The sequence below is a fragment of the Pinisolibacter sp. genome (assembly GCF_036782435.1).
In the GTDB taxonomy this organism is placed as follows: Bacteria; Pseudomonadota; Alphaproteobacteria; order Rhizobiales; family Ancalomicrobiaceae; genus CALBKH01.
Map to the genome: position 1 here is coordinate 48,201 of NZ_DAIPZB010000004.1, position 16,749 is coordinate 64,949.

General features: G+C 67.9%; 19 protein-coding genes. 12 read left to right on the forward strand and 7 right to left on the reverse strand.

The window, feature by feature from the left end:
* The first annotated feature begins 32 nt into the window (after positions 1-32).
* Positions 33-980 (forward strand): helix-turn-helix domain-containing protein, encoded by a 948-nt coding sequence (locus V7Q42_RS02690; protein ID WP_333822297.1) that lies wholly within the window; start codon positions 33-35, stop codon positions 978-980.
* A 109-nt stretch (positions 981-1,089) separates the two neighbouring features.
* Positions 1,090-1,566 carry a TspO/MBR family protein gene (locus V7Q42_RS02695; RefSeq protein ID WP_333822299.1) on the forward strand — a complete coding sequence of 159 codons (477 nt, stop codon included), beginning with the start codon at positions 1,090-1,092 and terminating at the stop codon, positions 1,564-1,566.
* Positions 1,567-1,641: 75 nt separating this feature from the next.
* Here V7Q42_RS02695 and V7Q42_RS02700 read toward each other — a convergent pair whose 3' ends face one another.
* The 5 genes from V7Q42_RS02700 to V7Q42_RS02720 all read right to left on the reverse strand — a co-directional run bounded on the left by V7Q42_RS02700 (position 1,642) and on the right by V7Q42_RS02720 (position 6,175).
* A complete protein-coding gene (locus V7Q42_RS02700) occupies positions 1,642-2,589 on the reverse strand; it encodes a Gfo/Idh/MocA family oxidoreductase (protein WP_333822301.1) in 948 nt (315 codons plus the stop codon).
* Positions 2,590-2,600: 11 nt separating this feature from the next.
* Complete coding sequence (locus tag V7Q42_RS02705; RefSeq protein ID WP_333822303.1) at positions 2,601-3,458, reverse strand: class III extradiol dioxygenase subunit beta; 858 nt, start codon at positions 3,456-3,458, stop codon at positions 2,601-2,603.
* A 2-nt stretch (positions 3,459-3,460) separates the two neighbouring features.
* Positions 3,461-3,856, reverse strand: a complete 396-nt coding sequence (gene ligA / locus V7Q42_RS02710) for a protocatechuate 4,5-dioxygenase subunit alpha (RefSeq protein ID WP_333822305.1) — start codon at positions 3,854-3,856, stop codon at positions 3,461-3,463.
* A 40-nt stretch (positions 3,857-3,896) separates the two neighbouring features.
* The gene (locus tag V7Q42_RS02715) at positions 3,897-4,832 is read right to left on the reverse strand and encodes an NAD(P)-dependent oxidoreductase (protein ID WP_333822306.1); all 936 of its coding nucleotides are present in this window, start codon (positions 4,830-4,832) and stop codon (positions 3,897-3,899) included.
* 98 nt (positions 4,833-4,930) lie between these two features.
* Complete coding sequence (locus V7Q42_RS02720; RefSeq protein ID WP_333822307.1) at positions 4,931-6,175, reverse strand: LysR family transcriptional regulator; 1,245 nt, start codon at positions 6,173-6,175, stop codon at positions 4,931-4,933.
* Between the two features lie 146 nt (positions 6,176-6,321).
* Between V7Q42_RS02720 and V7Q42_RS02725 the strand changes: the two genes are divergently transcribed.
* From V7Q42_RS02725 to V7Q42_RS02770, 10 genes are all read left to right on the forward strand, one after another.
* Complete coding sequence (locus tag V7Q42_RS02725) at positions 6,322-7,053, forward strand: PIG-L deacetylase family protein (RefSeq protein ID WP_333822308.1); 732 nt, start codon at positions 6,322-6,324, stop codon at positions 7,051-7,053.
* Positions 7,054-7,063: 10 nt separating this feature from the next.
* On the forward strand, positions 7,064-7,735 hold the full coding sequence (locus V7Q42_RS02730) for a 4-carboxy-4-hydroxy-2-oxoadipate aldolase/oxaloacetate decarboxylase (RefSeq protein ID WP_333822309.1): 672 nt from the start codon (positions 7,064-7,066) through the stop codon (positions 7,733-7,735).
* Positions 7,736-7,814: 79 nt separating this feature from the next.
* Positions 7,815-8,690 carry an amidohydrolase family protein gene (locus tag V7Q42_RS02735; RefSeq protein WP_333822310.1) on the forward strand — a complete coding sequence of 292 codons (876 nt, stop codon included), beginning with the start codon at positions 7,815-7,817 and terminating at the stop codon, positions 8,688-8,690.
* 34 nt (positions 8,691-8,724) lie between these two features.
* Positions 8,725-9,078, forward strand: a complete 354-nt coding sequence (locus V7Q42_RS02740) for a protocatechuate 4,5-dioxygenase subunit alpha (RefSeq protein WP_333822311.1) — start codon at positions 8,725-8,727, stop codon at positions 9,076-9,078.
* Positions 9,079-9,080: 2 nt separating this feature from the next.
* Complete coding sequence (locus V7Q42_RS02745; protein ID WP_333822312.1) at positions 9,081-9,923, forward strand: class III extradiol dioxygenase family protein; 843 nt, start codon at positions 9,081-9,083, stop codon at positions 9,921-9,923.
* 149 nt (positions 9,924-10,072) lie between these two features.
* Positions 10,073-11,272, forward strand: a complete 1,200-nt coding sequence (locus V7Q42_RS02750) for an ABC transporter substrate-binding protein (protein WP_333822313.1) — start codon at positions 10,073-10,075, stop codon at positions 11,270-11,272.
* A 270-nt stretch (positions 11,273-11,542) separates the two neighbouring features.
* Positions 11,543-12,400 carry a branched-chain amino acid ABC transporter permease gene (locus V7Q42_RS02755; RefSeq protein ID WP_333822314.1) on the forward strand — a complete coding sequence of 286 codons (858 nt, stop codon included), beginning with the start codon at positions 11,543-11,545 and terminating at the stop codon, positions 12,398-12,400.
* A 10-nt stretch (positions 12,401-12,410) separates the two neighbouring features.
* The gene (locus tag V7Q42_RS02760; protein WP_333822315.1) at positions 12,411-13,436 is read left to right on the forward strand and encodes a branched-chain amino acid ABC transporter permease; all 1,026 of its coding nucleotides are present in this window, start codon (positions 12,411-12,413) and stop codon (positions 13,434-13,436) included.
* On the forward strand, positions 13,433-14,182 hold the full coding sequence (locus V7Q42_RS02765; RefSeq protein ID WP_333822317.1) for an ABC transporter ATP-binding protein: 750 nt from the start codon (positions 13,433-13,435) through the stop codon (positions 14,180-14,182). The genes V7Q42_RS02760 and V7Q42_RS02765 overlap by 4 nt, the downstream gene beginning before the upstream one ends.
* A gap of 23 nt (positions 14,183-14,205) precedes the next feature.
* Complete coding sequence (locus V7Q42_RS02770; protein WP_333822319.1) at positions 14,206-14,910, forward strand: ABC transporter ATP-binding protein; 705 nt, start codon at positions 14,206-14,208, stop codon at positions 14,908-14,910.
* A gap of 161 nt (positions 14,911-15,071) precedes the next feature.
* Here V7Q42_RS02770 and V7Q42_RS02775 read toward each other — a convergent pair whose 3' ends face one another.
* Together V7Q42_RS02775 and V7Q42_RS02780 are read right to left on the reverse strand one after the other, a co-directional pair.
* A complete protein-coding gene (locus V7Q42_RS02775; protein ID WP_333822320.1) occupies positions 15,072-16,070 on the reverse strand; it encodes a hypothetical protein in 999 nt (332 codons plus the stop codon).
* Complete coding sequence (locus V7Q42_RS02780; RefSeq protein ID WP_333822322.1) at positions 16,067-16,747, reverse strand: ABC transporter ATP-binding protein; 681 nt, start codon at positions 16,745-16,747, stop codon at positions 16,067-16,069. Before V7Q42_RS02780 ends, V7Q42_RS02775 begins: the two co-directional genes overlap by 4 nt.
* Between the last annotated feature and the right edge of the window lie 2 nt (positions 16,748-16,749).

Here is a 16,749-nt window from a genome sequence, read left to right on the forward strand (position 1 = left end):
CGATGAGTATCGAGGCTCGATCGGAAATCGAAATGTGCGCTGCAGCAAATGAATATGTCCGAAAATCCGGGCGCCCACGGCTGCCGGCGGCGCGGGCCGTCCCTGTATTTTCTCTCTATGGCGAAGCGTCGGAGGCGCCGGACGACGAATTCGTCCACATCGAGGCGATCGCCGATCGATCGGAACGCTACGACTGGGAGATCGATCGCCATGCCCATCACGGGCTGGCGCAGGTGCTGATGGTGTTCTCCGGCGGCGTGACGGCACGGCTCGACGACGTGGTGACGTTAGCGGCCGGCCCCTGCGCGGTGCTGGTGCCGGCCGGCACGGTGCACGCCTTCCGCTTCGAGCCGGGTACGGCAGGGCGGGTGCTGACCTTCGCCGAGGGACGCCTCGGCACCGGTGGGGCGGAACGGGCGGCGCTGGTCGCGGCGTTGTTCGAAGCGCCGGCGATGGTGGACCTCGGCGGGGTCGGCGCGGTGAACGAGCGCCTCGCCCGCCATTTCGCCGACATCGACGAGGAGTTCCGCAGCCGCGCTCCGGCGTGGACGACGGCGATCGAGGCGTCGGTGATCGGCGCGCTGGTACAACTCGCCCGCTGCCACGCCTCGACTCGCCGGGCGGAGGCGGCGGTGCGGCCGGAGGCCGAGTTGCACGGGCGGTTCCGTGCCCTGGTGGAGGCGCGGTTCGCCGAACATCTGGCGGTCGGCATCTATGCGGCGGCTCTGGGGGTGACCGAAAGCCGGCTCGATCGGGCGGTCAGGGCGGTCACCGGGCGTTCGGCCTTCGAGGTGATCCAGGAGCGGCTGCTGCTCGAGGCGCGGCGCAAGCTCGTCTACATCGCCGCGCCGGTATCGAAGCTCGCCTACGAGTTGGGCTTCGAGGATCCCGCCTATTTCTGGCGCTTCTTCCGTCGGCGGACGGGGATGACGCCGAGCGAGTTCCGCAAGGCGCAGCGGGCGCAGGTGGAAGCCGGGTGAGGCGGCGCCCCTGTGCGCTCGAGCAGGGAGAGACGACCAGCGCGGGAACCGAATCGCGGTTCGCGGGTTGGTTCCCTCATCGTCGTCGGCGAAGAGGACATCGCCTCGCATGTGGGATTGTATCGCACTCGCTGGATATCTGGGGGTCACCGCTCTGGCCGCCGCGGCCGGTGCGGCGTTTCGGCCGGACGCCTGGTACGAGGGGCTGACGAAACCGGCGTGGCAGCCGCCGAAACGGATCTTCGCGCCGGTCTGGTCGATCATCTACATCCTGATCGCGGTCGCCGGCTGGTGTCTGTCGCGGCACGACGTCTACGAGGAGGCGACCCTCCTGTGGGCGATCCAGCTCGCCTTCAACGCCGCCTGGGCGCCACTGTTCTTCGGGGCGAAGCGGATCGATCTCGCCTTCGCCGACGTTTGCCTGCTCTGGCTCGCGATCGTCGCCACGCTGTTGGTGGCGGTCCAGCTGGACACGATCGCAGCGCTGTTGCTGGTGCCCTATCTCGCCTGGGTGAGCTTCGCGGTGCTGCTCAACTTCGCGGTCTGGCGCTTGAACGGTGACGGCGCCGCCGAGGAGATGCATTGACGACCGAGACACCGACGCCTCCCCGATCGGTCGAACGGGGAGGCGTCGAAGGCATCGGTGCGACGTGTGGCCGTCTCAACTGCCGAAGGACTTCTCGATGCGGTCGAGGGTGCGCATGGCGTCGAGGCACTGGCCGACGGATCCGTTGGGCTCGCGACCCTCGCGGATCGCCGCGAAGAACTCGCGATCGATCAGCTCGATGCCGTTCGACGAGACCGCGACGCCGGTCAGGTCGATCTTCTTCTCGTCGCCGTCGTAGAGGTCGTCGTAGCGGGCGATGTAGGTGCCGTTGTCGCAGATGTAGCGGAAATAGGTGCCGAGCGGCCCCTTGTTGTTGAACGACAGCGACAGGGTGCAGATGGCGCCGGACGGAGTCTTCATGCCGATCGCCATGTCCATGGCGATGCCGAGTTCCGGATGCTTGGGACCCTGGAGGCCGAAGGCTTCGCTCGCCACCTCACCGGTCTGATACTGGAAGAGGTCGACGGTGTGGCAGGCGTGGTGCCACAGCAGGTGGTCGGTCCAGGTGCGCGGCTGGCCGAGCGCGTTGAGGTTCGAACGGCGGAAGAAGTAGGTCTGCACGTCCATCTGCTGGATCTTCAGCTCGCCCGACTTGATCCGGTTGTGGATCCACTGGTGCGAGGGATTGTAGCGGCGGACGTGGCCGGCCATGGCGACGAGGCCGGTCTCCTTCTGGACGCGGACGAGTTCTTCCGAGTCGGCGAGGTTGTCGGCCATCGGGATCTCGACGAAGACGTGCTTGCCGGCCTTCAGGCACTGGATCGCCTGGGCGGCGTGGACCTGCGTCGGGGTGGCCAGGATCACGGCTTCGACGTCGGGCCGGGCGAGCGCCTCGGCGAGGTCCTTGGTGGCGTGCGGGATGCCCCGGGCGCGGGCGAAGCCCTCGATGTCGTCGGGGCCGCCGCCGACCACCGAGACGACCTCGATGCCGTCGATCGCCTTGATGGCGTCGAGGTGCTTCATGCCGAAGGCGCCGGCGGCGCCGGCCACGCAGATCTTCATCGAAACCTCCCTCACTCGGCAGCAGTGGCGCGAGCGTTCTCCAGGATGAGATGGCCGACGGCGGTGTTGGACGCCGGCACGTGATAGAAGCGATGGACCGTCTCGACCGTGTCGTCGAGGGCGCCGCGGGCGACCAGCCACATCACCAGCTCGATGCCCTCGGAGCCGGACTCGCGCAGGAACTCGGTGTGGGTGATGCGGGTGGCGGCGACCGGATCGGTCTCGAGCAGGTCGAGGAAGCGGTTGTCGAAGTCGGCGTTGATCAGGCCGGCGCGTTGCGCCTGCAGCTGGTGCGACATGCCCCCGGTGCCGAGGATCACCACCTTCAGATCGGCCGGGAAGCTCTCGACGGCGCGGCGGATCGCCTTGCCGAGGTTGAAACAGCGGTTGCCGGTCGGCGGCGGGAACTGCACGACGTTGACGGCGAGCGGAATCACCGGGCAGGGCCAGGCGTCGGTCTTGCCGAACATCAGCGACAGCGGCACGGTCAGGCCGTGGTCGACCTCCATGTCGTTGACGATGGTGATGTCGAACTCGTCGAGGACCAGCGACTGGGCGATGTGCCAGGCGAGTTCGGGGTGGCCCTTCACCACCGGCACGGGGCGGGCACCCCACCCCTCGTCGGCCGGCTGGAATTCGGCCGCACAGCCGAGCGCGAAGGTCGGGATCAGGCTGAGGTCGAAGGCGGTGGCGTGGTCGTTGTAGACGCAGATGACCACGTCGGGCTTCACCTGCCCGATCCACTCCTTGGCCTTCTCGTAGCCGGCGAAGACCGGACGCCAATAGTCGTCCCGGTCATGGCCGGTATCGAGGGCGACGCCGATGGCGGGGACGTGCGAGGTGAAGGCGGCGGCGACGATCTCGGCCATGATCAGCGGCCCTCCCATTCTTTCTTGGACCGGTTGCCTTCGATCGGGCGGCCGCCGGCGAGCATCATGGCGCGATAGGTGTCGCGGTCGACGCCGGTCATCTTGGCGGCGAGATCCTGGAAGGTGATGCCGTCGGTCGCCGCCAGCTTGGCGGTGAAGTAGATGTTGCCGCCGAGCTCGAGCATGCGGTTCCAGTCGCGGGTGAGGATCGACTGCTCCTGCTCGGGCGTCATGCCGAAGCGCTTCAGGTAGCCGGCCTCGTCGGCGCGGAAGGCGTCGCGATTGGCGGCGCCGCGCAGCGACATGCAGAACTGGTTGAGCCCGTAGCCCTTCCTCGACTGCTCGGCGTCGAAGACGTAGGTGCCGGGGATGTCCTTGTAGTCGGGTTCGGCGGTCATGCGCTCGTCCTCTCGCAGGAAGGGGCGGCCGGCGGCCGGATCATTCGGGGCGCTCTGCGCGCTTCTTGCCCAGCGCGGCGAGGATGGCGTCGGCGCGGGCGCCGTGGTCGGGGCCGAAGTCGGACGCCTTCAGATGCAGGTCGCCGATCTCCTGCTGCCAATCGACGATGGCGCGGGCCATGCGGCCCTCGAGGCCGAGGAGGTCGACGGTCAGCGCCACTTCGCGCATCTCGGCGGCGCGGCGGACGCCGTGGGTCATGACGCGCTCCAGCATGTAGGCGGAGCGCTTCTTCCAGTCGAAACCGGGGAAGGTGTCTTCGAGCGTGGCCAGCACGATGTCGTCGACGCCGGCCAACCGGCCCGACAGGACGCATTCACAGACCAGCGCCTCGATGCCCTTGATCATGATCGAGCGGACCATCTTGATCGACGACGACGATCCGACCGGGCCGGGCTGGATCTCGGCCGACATGGCGAGGGCGGCGAGCATCGGCGCGGCGGTCTCGGCGTTGCCGCCGGAAATCAGCAGCGGCGTCTCGTGCAGGCGCGGATGGACCGGCGCCATCACCGCGACGTCGACATAACGGCCGCCGCTCGCGTCGATCTTCTCCGCCGACTTCACCTTCACCTGCGGGGCGCAGGAGTTGCAGTCGAGGAAGATGGCGTTCGGAGCGAGATTGCCGACGACCGAGAGGGCGGCGGCATGGGCCTGATCGGCGGTGACCACCGAGACGACGAGTGTCGCGCCGGCGACGGCCTCGCGGGCGGTCGCCGCGCCGATCACGCGGTCGCTCGCGTAGTCGGCGAGCTTGGCGGCGCGCACCGCCGGGTCGGCGGCGTCGGTCTTGACGTCGAAGGCGGTGACCTCGGCCGCGAACCCCGGTTCGCGGCGCCAGCCGGCGAGGAAGGCGCGGGCGGCCTCGCCGAAGCCGATGAAGGCGATGCGGGCCGGAACCGCGGTGTTCACTTCGGCCATGGCGCGTCCTCTTTCGGCGGCGAGCGATCGAAGCTCCGTCTTAGACGCGAGGCGTTCGCAACACGAGGTCGAAGCCTGCGGCAATTCATTCGAAATTGCTATAGATGGTCGGCGACGGCGGCCTCCTCATAGGTCGGAACGGCGTGGCGCAGATGATCGAGGAGGATCGCCTGGGTCGGCGTCGGGCGCCAGCCGCGGCGATAGGTGAGGCCGATGCGGCGGCTGCCGAGGGCGACGGGATAGGGCACGACGGCGAGCAGTCCCTGTTCGATCTCGTAGTGCGCCTGGCGCGCCGAGAGCAGGGTGATGCGGTCGGAGCCGGTCAGCACGCCACGCAGCAGAACCAGCGAACTGGTCTCCAACATGCCGCCGGGCATACGTTTTTCGGCTTCCGCCGGGAACATCTGGTGGAAAGCGGCGCGGGTCGGCGTGTCGTCGCCGGGCACCGCCCAGGGGTAGGCGAGGAGGTCGTCGTAGGTCACGTCGGGTTTCGACACGAGCGGGTGGCCGGCGCGGGCGACGATGGCGAGCGGATCGTCGAGCAGCGCCTCCTGGACGACGTCGTCGATCGGCAGGGGATCGCGCAGAGCGCCGAGCAGGAAATCGATGATGCCGTAGCGCAGCCGGCCGAGGAGGCCGTCATAGGGGGCGGAGATGACGCGGACGCGGGCGAGCGGGCGCTCGCGGGTCAGATGATTGAGGGCGTCGGGCAGCAGTTTCGTGCGGCCGAAGGGCATGGCGCCGACGACGATCAGGCCGGGGTCGCGACCGAGGCTGTCGGAAACCTCGGCGAAGCCCTGCTGCAATTCGGCATGGGCGAGCGCGGCGTGGCGGGCGAAGACCTCCGCCGCCGGTGTGAGGTCGACCCCTTGCTTGGTGGCGACGAACATGGCCATGCCGGTCAGTCGCTCGAGATCGCGGGCGGCGCGATGGACCGAGGGCTGCGAGAGGCCGAGTTCGCGGGCGGCGAGGGAGAAGTTGCGGGTCGTCGCCATGGCGGCGAGGGCCCGCAATTGAGCCACAGTGAGGAGCTGTTCGAAATGGGCGAAGCCGCCGCCGGACCGGCGCGCCTCGCCGCGCAGCGCCTCGCGGGCACCGGTTTCGATCAGTTCGAGGGCGCGGGCGACGCGATCGCGCAACAAGCTGCCTGCGGTGGTCAGCGCGACGCCGTCGGAGGCGAATTCCAGGAGCTTGGTGGCGAAGCGCTCCTCGAGTTTGGCGAGCGCCTGGGTGATCGCCGGCTGGGAGAGGTGGATGCGCTGCGCGGCGCGGGTGATGCCGCCGAATTCGGCCACCAGGACGAAGGCGCGCAGGTGGCGCAGATTGGGCACGTCGGTCCACATCGGACGGCTCTCCGGCGTTCGTGTGGGATGCTTATAGCAAGATCTTATGAGAAGGGGGAGACTTCGAACTGGTGTCCCGGGGCTCGACGGCGAATGATCCGGCCCATGAGAATGCGGGAGAAGTCCCGCGGCCGAGGAGGGCGTCCATGAGCAAGAAGACCGCACTGGTGATCAGCGCACACGCCGCAGACTTCGTCTGGCGCGCCGGCGGAGCGATCGCGCTGCATCAGGCCAAGGGATACGAGGTGACGGTCGTCTGCCTCTCCTACGGCGAGCGCGGTGAGAGCGCCAAGATCTGGAAGGAGCCGGGCGTCACCCTCGACAAGGTGAAGACGGCCCGCCGCATCGAGGCGGAGAACGCGGCCAAGGCGCTCGATGCCCACGACATCCAGTTCTTCGATCTCGGCGACTATCCTCTCGAGATGGACAAGGACGCCAAGTTCCGGCTGGTCGATGTGATCCGCGACGTGATGCCGTCCTTCATGATGAGCCACTCGCTCTGGGACCCCTACAACACCGACCACATGAACGCGACCCGCTGGGCGCTCGAGTGCCGGATGATCGCTCAGGCCTGGGGCCACAACCCGGAGCAGAAGGTGCTCGGGGCGCCGCAGCTCTACCTGTTCGAGCCGCATCAGACCGAGCAGATGCAGTGGAAGCCGGACGTGTTCCTCGACATCACCGAGGTGTGGGACAAGAAGCTCGCGGCGATCCGCTGCATGGAGGGCCAGGAGCACCTCTGGCACTACTACACCAACCTCGCCGAGAACCGCGCCAACCACTTCAAGCGCAACTCCGGTGGTCAGGCGGGCGGGCGCGCCGCCAAGTACGCGGAGGGCTTCCAGTCGATGTTCCCGCGCACCGTCGACGAGCTGTGAGGTCGCGATCATGAACGTCGTCGTTCAGACCATCGAGCGCGCCGACAAGGATGTGATCGCCGGTCTCGCCGAGTGCGGGGTGGCGACCGTCCACGAGGCGCAGGGGCGCATCGGCCTGCTCGCCGCCTACATGCGGCCTATCTATTCCGGCGCCCGGGTGGCGGCCTCGGCGGTCACCGTGTCGGTGGCGCCGTGCGACAACTGGATGATCCACGTCGCGGTCGAGCAGATGCAGGCGGGCGACATCATGGTGGTCGCTCCGACCTCGCCGTCGGACGCCGGCTATTTCGGCGATCTCCTCGCCGGCTCGGTGTTGGCGCGCGGCGGCGTCGGCCTGATCATCGACGCGGGCGTCCGCGACATCCGCGATCTGACCGAGATGGGCTTCCCCGTCTGGTCGAAGTGCGTGTCGGCGCAGGGCACGGTCAAGGAGACGCTGGGATCGGTCAACGTGCCGGTCGTCTGCGCCGGGGCCCACATCGAGCCGGGCGACGTGATCGTCGCCGACGACGACGGGGTCTGCGTGGTCAAGCGCGCCGACGCGGCCGATGTGCTGAAGAAGGCGCAGGCGCGCATCGCGGCGGAAGGCGAGAAGCGCGAGAAGCTCAACGCCGGTGTTCTCGGGCTCGACCTCTACAAGATGCGCGAGCGGCTGGCCGAGAAAGGCCTGAAATACGTCTGATCGATCCTCGGCGAGACGAGGACGCGAACGAACCGGAATGCGGGCCGCAGGCTCGACGTAACGCCGGAAGGACGAGGCGATGGATCCGAACTACATGCCGTTCCACCCGAACCCGACGAAGCCGGCCTACGTGCCGCCGGCCGGGGCGGTGGACGCGCACTGCCACGTCTTCGGTCCGGGCGACGTCTTCCCCTACGCGCCGCAGCGCAAGTACACGCCGTGCGATGCGCCGAAGGAGAAGCTCTTCGAATTGCGCGACTTCCTCGGCTTCAGCCGCAACGTCATCGTCCAGGCGACCTGCCACGGCCACGACAACCGGGCGCTGGTCGACGCGCTGAAGGCGTCGGGCGATCTCGCCCGCGGCATCGCCTCGGTCGGGCCGCAGGTCACCATGGCCGAGCTCGAGGAGATGGACGCGGCGGGGGTGCGCGGCGTGCGCTTCAACTTCGTCAAGCGTCTGGTCGATGCGACGCCGAAGGAGGTCTACCTCGGCATCGCCGAGAAGATCGCGAAGCTCGGCTGGCACATCGTCGTCTATTTCGAGGCGCAGGATCTCGCGGATCTCATCCCGTTCCTGAACAGCCTGCCGACGGTGATCGTCGTCGATCACATGGGCCGGCCGGATCTGACCAGGGGTGTCGACCATCCCGATTTCCGCCGTTTCGTCGACCTGATGGCGGCGAACGACAGGATCTGGTCGAAGGTCACGTGTCCCGAGCGGCTGTCGGTCGTCGGGCCGCCTGCCTACGACGATTTCGTCCCCTTCGGCCGGGAGCTGGTGAAGCGCTTCCCCGATCGGGTTCTGTGGGGGACCGACTGGCCCCATCCCAACATGACCACCCACATGCCGGACGACGGTTGGTTGGTGGACATGATCCCGCGCATCGCGACGTCGCAGGAGGAGCAGAGGGCGCTCCTCGTCGACAATCCGATGCGTCTCTACTGGTCGCGATGACGGCGCGGCCCAAGGACCAACCGGGAGGAAGTGTATGTCCACACATACGATCCAGGAAGAGATTCCCGGCACCGTCATGTTCGACGGCCGGATGGCTATGAAGGGCTATGCCCTCAACAAGATGTGCTTCTCGTTCAACAGCGCCGTCAACCGCGAGGCCTTCCGCAAGGACGAAGAGGCCTACATGGAGAGCTACGGCCTGAACGAGCAGCAGAAGGCGGCGATCCGCGCCCGCAACGTGCTGCAGCTCATCGATGCCGGCGGCAACATCTACTATCTCGCCAAGTTCGCCGGCATCTTCGGTCTCTCCGTCCAGGACGTCGGCGCCCAGCAGACCGGTATGACCGTCGAGGAATTCAAGGAATTCCTCCGTAAGCAGGGAGAGTGACCATGGCCGAGATCATCGGAGGCTTGACCTCGTCGCACATCCCCGCGGTCGGCAACGCCTACGCCAAGAAGATGTTCGACGACCCCTACTGGAAGCCGTTCTTCGACGGCTATCCGCCGGTCCACGGCTGGCTGAAGGAGAAGAAGCCGGACGTCGCGGTGGTGTTCTACAACGACCACGGGCTCAACTTCTTCCTCGACAAGATGCCGACCTTCTCGATCGGCGCGGCGCCTTCCTACGAGAACCAGGACGAGGGCTGGGGCATCCCGACCATCGGCTCTTTCGAGGGCCATCCGGAGCTCTCCTGGCACATCATCGAGGGTGTCGTCGGCGACGGCTTCGACGTCTGCTCGTGCCAGGAGATGGCGGTCGACCACGGCTTCACCGTGCCGGTGCAGCTGTTCTGGGGCGACCGCACCGAGAACCCGATCAAGACCATCCCGATCTGCATCAACACGGTGCAGCATCCGCTCGCCTCGCCGAAGCGCTGCTTCGAGTTCGGCAAGGCGATCGGGCGGGCGATCTCTTCCTTCCCGGGCAACGAGAAGGTGGTGATCCTCGGCACCGGTGGGCTGTCGCATCAGCTCGACGGCACCCGCGCCGGGTTCATCAACAAGGAATTCGACCTGATGTGCATGGACAAGATCGTCGACGAGCCGGAGGAACTGGCGAAGTTGTCGATCCACGATCTGGTGCGCGAGGCGGGCGCGCAGGGCGCGGAGTTCATCCTGTGGATGGCGATGCGCGGCGCTCTCGGCGACAAGGTCGCGGAAGTCCATCGCAACTATCACATCCCGATCTCCAACACGGCCGCCGGGCTGATGTTGCTCGAGACGCGGGCGTGAGGCGAGATTTTCGCCGCCGCGTCGTGCCGACAGGCTACGATGCGGCGGTGACCGTTCTCGACGAAGATCCGGTCGGTGGTTCGCCTCCGGCCGGCACGATACGAAGGATCCCGAGCCAGGGGCCCGAAACGAACTCCAGGGAGACGATCATGACGTTTTCGAAGACCACGCGCCGCGGCGCGCTCACCGGTATTTCCGTCGCGGCTCTGGCCCTCATCACTCCGTTCGCGGCGTATGCCGAAGACGTGGTGAAGGTCGGCCTGATCCTGCCGATGACCGGTCCGTCGGCCTCGACCGGCCGCCAGATCAGCCAGGCGGTCGCGCTCTATCAGGCGATGAACGGCACCAAGGCCGGCGGCAAGACGGTCGAAGTGATCGTCAAGGACGACACCGGCGTCGCCGACGTCACCAAGCGTCTCGCGCAGGAGCTGATCGTCAACGACAAGGTCTCGGTGCTCGCCGGCTTCGGCCTGACGCCGCTGGCGCTCGCCACCGCGCCGATCTCGACCCAGGCCAAGGTGCCGCAGGTCGTCATGGCGGCGGCCACCGCCACCATCACCGAGGCCTCGCCCTACATCGTCCGCACCTCCTTCACGCTGCCGCAGGCGACCGTGCCGGCGGCGGATCTGGCCACCAAGAACGGCTGGAAGAAGGTGATCACCCTGGTCTCCGACTACGGCCCCGGCATCGACGCGGAGAAGGCCTTCGGTGCGCAGTTCACCGCCAACGGCGGCACCGTCGCCGCGGCGCTGCGCGTGCCGCTGAAGAACCCCGACTTCGCGCCGTTCCTCCAGCGTGTCGCCGACGAGAAGCCGGATGCGCTCTTCGTCTTCGTGCCCTCGGGCTTCGGCGCCCTGGTGATCAAGCAGTTCGTCGAGCGCGGTCTCGACAAGTCGGGCGTCAAGCTGTTCGGCACCGGCGACCTGCCGGACGACGACCAGCTCGACGGCATGGGCGACGTGGTGATCGGCCTGATCTCCACCCATCACTATTCCGCCGCCCATCCCTCACCGGAGAACAAGGCCTTCGTCGACGCCTACGTGAAGGCGAACCCGGGGCAGCGGCCGAACTTCATGGCGGTCGGCGGCTACGACGGCATGGCGGCGATCTACAAGGCGCTGGAGAAGACCAAGGGCGATGCCGACGGCACCAAACTGGTCGAGGCGATGAAGGGCCTCGCCTGGGTCAGCCCGCGCGGACCGATGTCGATCGATCCGGAGACCCGCGACGTGATCCAGAACATCTACGTCCGCAAGGTCGAGAAGGTCGACGGCCATCTGTGGAACATCGAGAGCGAAGCCTTCGAGAAGGTCAAGGACCCGGTCAAGGCCGCCAAGATGAAGAAGTGAGGCCGGGAGGTGGATCGCGACGCCGTTGCGTCGAGGTCCCCGAGCGGCCGAGCGCAGCTCGGTTCCCTTCTCCCCTTGCGGGAGAAGGTGCCCGTAGGGCGGATGAGGGGTCTGTGCCTCTCCTCCCTCTGCGCCGAAAAGGACCGCCGCGCCCCCTCATCCGGCGCTTCGCGCCCCCTTCTCCCGCGAGGGGAGAAGGGGTCAGCGCCTCCGGCGCGGGGGGACATGCTCCCCGCGCGCGACATCGACCGAATACCGCAGGACACCCGTATGCTGACCATTCTCTTCGACGGCATATCGACGGGCATGTTGCTCTTCGTGCTGGCTTGCGGGCTCGCCGTGACGCTCGGCCTGATGAACTTCGTCAACCTCGCCCACGGCGCCTTCGCCATGGTCGGCGGTTACGTCACCGTCATCGCCATGCAGCGTTTCGGCGTGCCGTTCCTGGCGACGCTGCCGCTCGCCTTCCTGATCGCCGCGGCGATCGGGCTGGTGCTGGAGCGCACGCTCTACGTCCATCTCTACGGCCGTAGCCACCTCGACCAGGTGATGTTCTCGATCGGCCTCGTCTTCATGGCGATGGCCGGAATGGATTGGTTCATGGGGTCGAGCCCGCAGAACGTCATCCTGCCGGAGGCGCTCAAGGGGCGGTTCGACTTCGCCGGGATCGGCATCGGCCGCTACCGCCTGTTCCTGGTGGTGATCTGCGGCATCCTGGCGGTCGCGCTGCAGCTGACCCTGTCGAAGACCCGGTTCGGCAGCCGCCTGCGCGCCGCGGTCGACGATCAGCGGGTGGCGCGCGGCCTCGGTATCCGGGTCCAGACGATCTTCGCCGCAACCTTCGCGGTGGGCTCGGGTCTCGCCGGTCTCGGCGGGGCGCTCGGCGCGGAGATCCTCGGCCTCGATCCCTCCTTCCCGGTCAAGTACATGGTCTTCTTCCTCATCGTCGTCACGGTCGGCGGCACATCGTCGATCGTCGGCCCGTTCCTGGCGGCGCTGATGCTCGGCATCGCCGACGTCGGCAGCAAGTACTACGTGCCGGAGCTCGGCTCCTTCGTCATCTATGCCGTGATGATCGCGGTGCTGATCGTCAGGCCGAACGGGCTCTTCGCCCGCCCGGGCCGGTGAGGAGGATCGAATGACCGACATCACTTCGTCGCTTCCGCCGGTCGCACGGGCGGGTCGCTTCCTGGCCGGAGAGGCACGTTGGTCGTGGCTCGAGATCGGCTTCTGGGTCGTGGCCTTCGGCCTCGCCTTCTTCTTCCGGTCGAACCATCTGCTGTTCGCCGAGATCGCCATCCTGGCGCTCTTCGCCGTGTCGCTCGACATCATCCTCGGCTATGCCGGCATCGTGTCGCTCGGCCATGCCGCCTTCTTCGGCCTCGGCGCCTACACCGTCGGCATCATGGCGCGCAGCGGCTGGGGCGATCCCTTGACCGGGCTCGCGGCAGCGGGGGTGACGGCCGGCATCCTCGGCTTCTTCACCTCGTTCCTGGTGCTGCGCGGGTCGGACCTGACGCGGTTGATGATCACGCTCGGCGTCGCCTCGCTGCTGCACGAGACCGCCAACAAGCTCGACTGGCTGACCGGCGGCGCCGACGGCCTGCAGGGCATGATGGTCGGACCGGTGCTCGGCCGCTTCTCCTTCGATCTCTACGGCACGACGGCCTACGTCTATGCGCTGAGTGTGCTGTTCGTGGTGGTGCTCGGCCTGCGCATCCTGGTCCACTCGCCCTTCGGTCATGCGCTGCGGGCGATCCGCGACAATCCGCTCAGGGCGCGGGCGATCGGCATTCCGGTGAACCGCCGGCTGATCGCCGCCTATACGCTCGCCGCGGTGATCGCCGGCATCGCCGGGGCGCTGCTCGCCCAGACTTCGGGATTCGCCTCGCTCGACGTGCTCGAGTTCCACCGCTCGGCCGACGTCATGCTGGTGCTGGTCATCGGCGGGTCGGGTCGGCTCTACGGCGGCATCCTCGGCGCCATCGTGTTCCGTTTCGCCCAGGACGCGATCTCGACGATCACGCCGCAGTACTGGCAGTTCTGGATCGGTATGGGTCTGGTCATCCTGGTGCTCGCCGGTCGCGATCGGCTGGAGACGGTCGGACGCAAGATCGTCGGCCGCGCCCTGCCGTGGATCGCGAACAAGGAGGCGGCGCGATGACCCTCGCCCTCGAAACCCGCGGGCTGATGAAGTCCTTCGGCGGCCTCATCGCCACCAACGACGTGTCGCTGCAATTGCCGAAAGGGGCGCGGCACGCCCTGATCGGACCGAACGGCGCCGGCAAGACGACGTTGATCAACCTCCTGACCGGCGTGCTGGCGCCGACCTCGGGCGAGATCCTGCTCGACGGCCGCGACATCGGTTCGCTCGGGGTGGAGCAGCGTGTCGGCCTCGGCCTCACCCGCACCTTCCAGATCAACCAGCTCTTCCCCGATCTCACCGCGATCGAAACGGTGGCGCTCGCCGTCTCGGAGCGGCAGGGCCGCGGTGGCGACTGGTGGCGGCGGGTCGGCACCAAGGGGCCGGTGCTCGAGGAGGTGATCGAGGTGCTCGATCGCTTCGATCTCACCGACCGGATGACCGAGCAGACGCGCTACCTGCCCTACGGCAAGCAGCGACTGCTGGAGATCGCGGTGGCGCTCGCCACCAAGCCGCGGGTGCTGCTGCTCGACGAACCGGCGGCGGGCGTGCCGGAGGGCGAGCGCGAGGAGATCCTGAACGCCGTCGCCGATCTGCCGAAGGACGTCACGGTGGTGCTGATCGAACACGACATGGACCTGGTCTTCCGCTTCGCCGAGAGCATCAGCGTGCTGGTCGCCGGCGCGGTGCTGACGGAAGGGACGGTCGCGGAGATCAAGGCCGACCCGCGCGTCAAGGCGGTCTACCTCGGCGAAGGCGAAGTCTGAGCGGGACGAGAGGACGGAAGACGATGGGCAACCTTCTCGAGGTCGAAGGCCTCACCGCCGGCTACGGCGAAGCGGTGGTGCTCGACCGCCTCTCCTTCGTGGTGAAAGAGGGCGAGGCACTGGCGCTGCTCGGCCGCAACGGCATGGGCAAGACGACGACGATCGACAGCCTGGTCGGTGTGACGCGGCGGTTCGCCGGCACCATCCGGCTCGCCGGCGTCGACGTCTCCACCTTCTCGCCGGAGAAGCGGGCGCAGGCCGGCATCGGCTGGGTGCCGCAGGAACGCAACATCTTCAAATCGCTGACGGTCGAGGAGAACATCACCGCCATCGCCCGTCCGGGGCCGTGGACGCTGAGGCGGATCTACGACATGTTCCCGCGGCTCGAGGAGCGGCGCTCCAACATGGGCAACCAGCTCTCGGGCGGCGAACAGCAGATGCTGGCGGTGGCGCGCGCCCTGGCGCTGAACCCCAAGCTCATCCTGCTCGACGAGCCGCTGGAGGGTCTCGCGCCGATCATCGTCGAAGAACTGCTCGCCGCCTTCCGCCGCATCGTGCGGGAGGAGGGGCTCGCCTGCATCCTGGTGGAGCAGCAGCCGCGCAAGGTGCTGGCCGTGACCGACGAAGCGATCGTGCTGGAGCGCGGCGCCATCGTGCTCGAGGCGCCGAGCGCCGAACTCATCGCCGATCCGGCGCGGCTCGAGAAGCATCTCGGCGTCGGTCACTGATGTCGGGCGGGTGAAGCCGGGTTTCCTCCGAAGTTCTGGAGTGTCGGCCCGGTTCGCCGGCACCCTTCGGGCGCGCCTTCACCGACAAAGTTCCGACCGGTCGGTCCGTCATCGGTTCGGCCGGAGGCGGCGGTTGCCGTCTCCGGCCGCCGCGCGCCGATTCACGAGAAGAGGGTGAGGCCGGAGGTCGCGATCGCCCAGGCGGCGATGGCGCCGAAGAGCGCGAAGCCGAGGAGCGAGGTGTGTACCAGCCGGCGTTCGATCGCCGGCTTCGCCGTGGCGAGCGAGGCACGTTGCGGCAGGAGGGCGAGGACGCCCGCCGCGAGCCCGGCGCCGGTGCCGAGGAACAGCGGCAGATAGAGCGCGAAGCCGAAGTGGTGGTACTCGGGCTTCAAGATGCAGAACGGGCAGTGATGGTGCGGCTGCTCGTAGACGTAGGGCGCGATCACCGAGACGATCGCCGCGAGGGCGGCGAGGAACATCGCCAGGCTCGCCGGCCCGTGCAGCATCCGGGCGACGCGAAAGCGCAACGCCGCCACCCCGACGAGGCCGATCGCCGCCAGTCCGCCGAAGAGCAGGACGAGGGCGTGGGTCGGGTCCATGCTCGCCATCTCGCCGCCGGCGCCGGTCGAGGTCTCGCCGAAGAGGCGGCCGCAGCACGAGGTGATGGTGTCGGCCTTCAGGTCGAGGAAGTAGGCGAGCTGCAGGCCGGCTTCGGCGAGGATCAACGGCGCGAGCAGCAGGATGCCGAGGTATTTGACGCGGATCAGCGGATAGTCGCGGCCGCGGTTGTCGACGTGGTCGATCACCAGCCAGACACTCGCGGCGAAGAACACGGCGATCTTGGCCCACAGCGTCGGAAAGCCGTAGACGGAGGCGTTGAGCGTGCCCACCGCGCACATGGCGCCGACGAAGAGGGCGGCCATGCGATCGGCGGTGAAGGCGAAGAGGACGAGCGTCACCGCCTCGACCACCAGAACGAAGGCGACGGCGGTGGAGACGAGATAGGTCACCCGTTCGAGCCGGATCTGCCGTTCGGCGCCGCTCGCCAGATCCCAGTGCCGCACCAGCCGCAGGGCGAAGATCGCCGCGGCGACGATCACCGTTGCGGTCAGGATCGACGCGGCGACGAGGGCGAGATTGGCGGGATGGAAGATCATGGCGTCGCCTCGACGATGCGCCCGTCGGCCATGGCGACCAGCCGGTCGACGAGGGCCGCGCGGGTGATGCGCGGGTCGTGACTGGTGATCAACACCGTCTTGCCCTGCGCCTTGAGATCCGCGGCGATGGTGAGGAACTGTTCGACCCGGGCGCCGTCGAGGCTGGCGGTCGGTTCGTCGGCGATGACCACGGCGGGGTCGTTGATCAGGGCACGGGCGATGGCGACGCGCTGGGATTCGCCGCCCGACAGGGTCTCGACCACGGCGCGAGAACGGTCGGCGAGGCCGAAGTGGTCGAGGAGGGCGAGGGCGCGGTCACGCAGCGCGGCATGGGCGATACCGGTCGGGTAGGCCGGCAGCATGACGTTGTCGAGCGCCGACATGCCGCGGATCAGGTTGAAGCGCTGGAAGACGAAGCCGAAGGTCTTGCGCCGCACTTCGGTGAGGAAGCGCTCCGGGAGGCCCGAGACGAGGTCGCCGTCGATCGTCACGCGGCCGGTGGTCGGGCGGGCGAGGCAGCCGATGACGGTGAGGAGCGTCGTCTTTCCAGATCCGGATGGACCGGCGAGGACGGTGACGCGGCCGTCGTCGATGGTCAGATCGACGCCGCGGACGGCGTCGACGCGAGTGGGCTTGTCCTGGTCGTAGACCTTGGTGACACCGGTGAGTTCGATCATGG

Coding starts and splice junctions, on each gene's coding strand:
- V7Q42_RS02690 (WP_333822297.1), top strand. CDS start 33: ATGTGCGCTGCAGCAAATGAATATGTCCGAAAATCCGGGCGCCCACGG.
- V7Q42_RS02695 (WP_333822299.1), top strand. CDS start 1,090: ATGTGGGATTGTATCGCACTCGCTGGATATCTGGGGGTCACCGCTCTG.
- V7Q42_RS02700 (WP_333822301.1), bottom strand. CDS start 2,589: ATGAAGATCTGCGTGGCCGGCGCCGCCGGCGCCTTCGGCATGAAGCAC.
- V7Q42_RS02705 (WP_333822303.1), bottom strand. CDS start 3,458: ATGGCCGAGATCGTCGCCGCCGCCTTCACCTCGCACGTCCCCGCCATC.
- ligA (WP_333822305.1), bottom strand. CDS start 3,856: ATGACCGCCGAACCCGACTACAAGGACATCCCCGGCACCTACGTCTTC.
- V7Q42_RS02715 (WP_333822306.1), bottom strand. CDS start 4,832: ATGGCCGAAGTGAACACCGCGGTTCCGGCCCGCATCGCCTTCATCGGC.
- V7Q42_RS02720 (WP_333822307.1), bottom strand. CDS start 6,175: ATGTGGACCGACGTGCCCAATCTGCGCCACCTGCGCGCCTTCGTCCTG.
- V7Q42_RS02725 (WP_333822308.1), top strand. CDS start 6,322: ATGAGCAAGAAGACCGCACTGGTGATCAGCGCACACGCCGCAGACTTC.
- V7Q42_RS02730 (WP_333822309.1), top strand. CDS start 7,064: ATGAACGTCGTCGTTCAGACCATCGAGCGCGCCGACAAGGATGTGATC.
- V7Q42_RS02735 (WP_333822310.1), top strand. CDS start 7,815: ATGGATCCGAACTACATGCCGTTCCACCCGAACCCGACGAAGCCGGCC.
- V7Q42_RS02740 (WP_333822311.1), top strand. CDS start 8,725: ATGTCCACACATACGATCCAGGAAGAGATTCCCGGCACCGTCATGTTC.
- V7Q42_RS02745 (WP_333822312.1), top strand. CDS start 9,081: ATGGCCGAGATCATCGGAGGCTTGACCTCGTCGCACATCCCCGCGGTC.
- V7Q42_RS02750 (WP_333822313.1), top strand. CDS start 10,073: ATGACGTTTTCGAAGACCACGCGCCGCGGCGCGCTCACCGGTATTTCC.
- V7Q42_RS02755 (WP_333822314.1), top strand. CDS start 11,543: ATGCTGACCATTCTCTTCGACGGCATATCGACGGGCATGTTGCTCTTC.
- V7Q42_RS02760 (WP_333822315.1), top strand. CDS start 12,411: ATGACCGACATCACTTCGTCGCTTCCGCCGGTCGCACGGGCGGGTCGC.
- V7Q42_RS02765 (WP_333822317.1), top strand. CDS start 13,433: ATGACCCTCGCCCTCGAAACCCGCGGGCTGATGAAGTCCTTCGGCGGC.
- V7Q42_RS02770 (WP_333822319.1), top strand. CDS start 14,206: ATGGGCAACCTTCTCGAGGTCGAAGGCCTCACCGCCGGCTACGGCGAA.
- V7Q42_RS02775 (WP_333822320.1), bottom strand. CDS start 16,070: ATGATCTTCCATCCCGCCAATCTCGCCCTCGTCGCCGCGTCGATCCTG.
- V7Q42_RS02780 (WP_333822322.1), bottom strand. CDS start 16,747: ATGATCGAACTCACCGGTGTCACCAAGGTCTACGACCAGGACAAGCCC.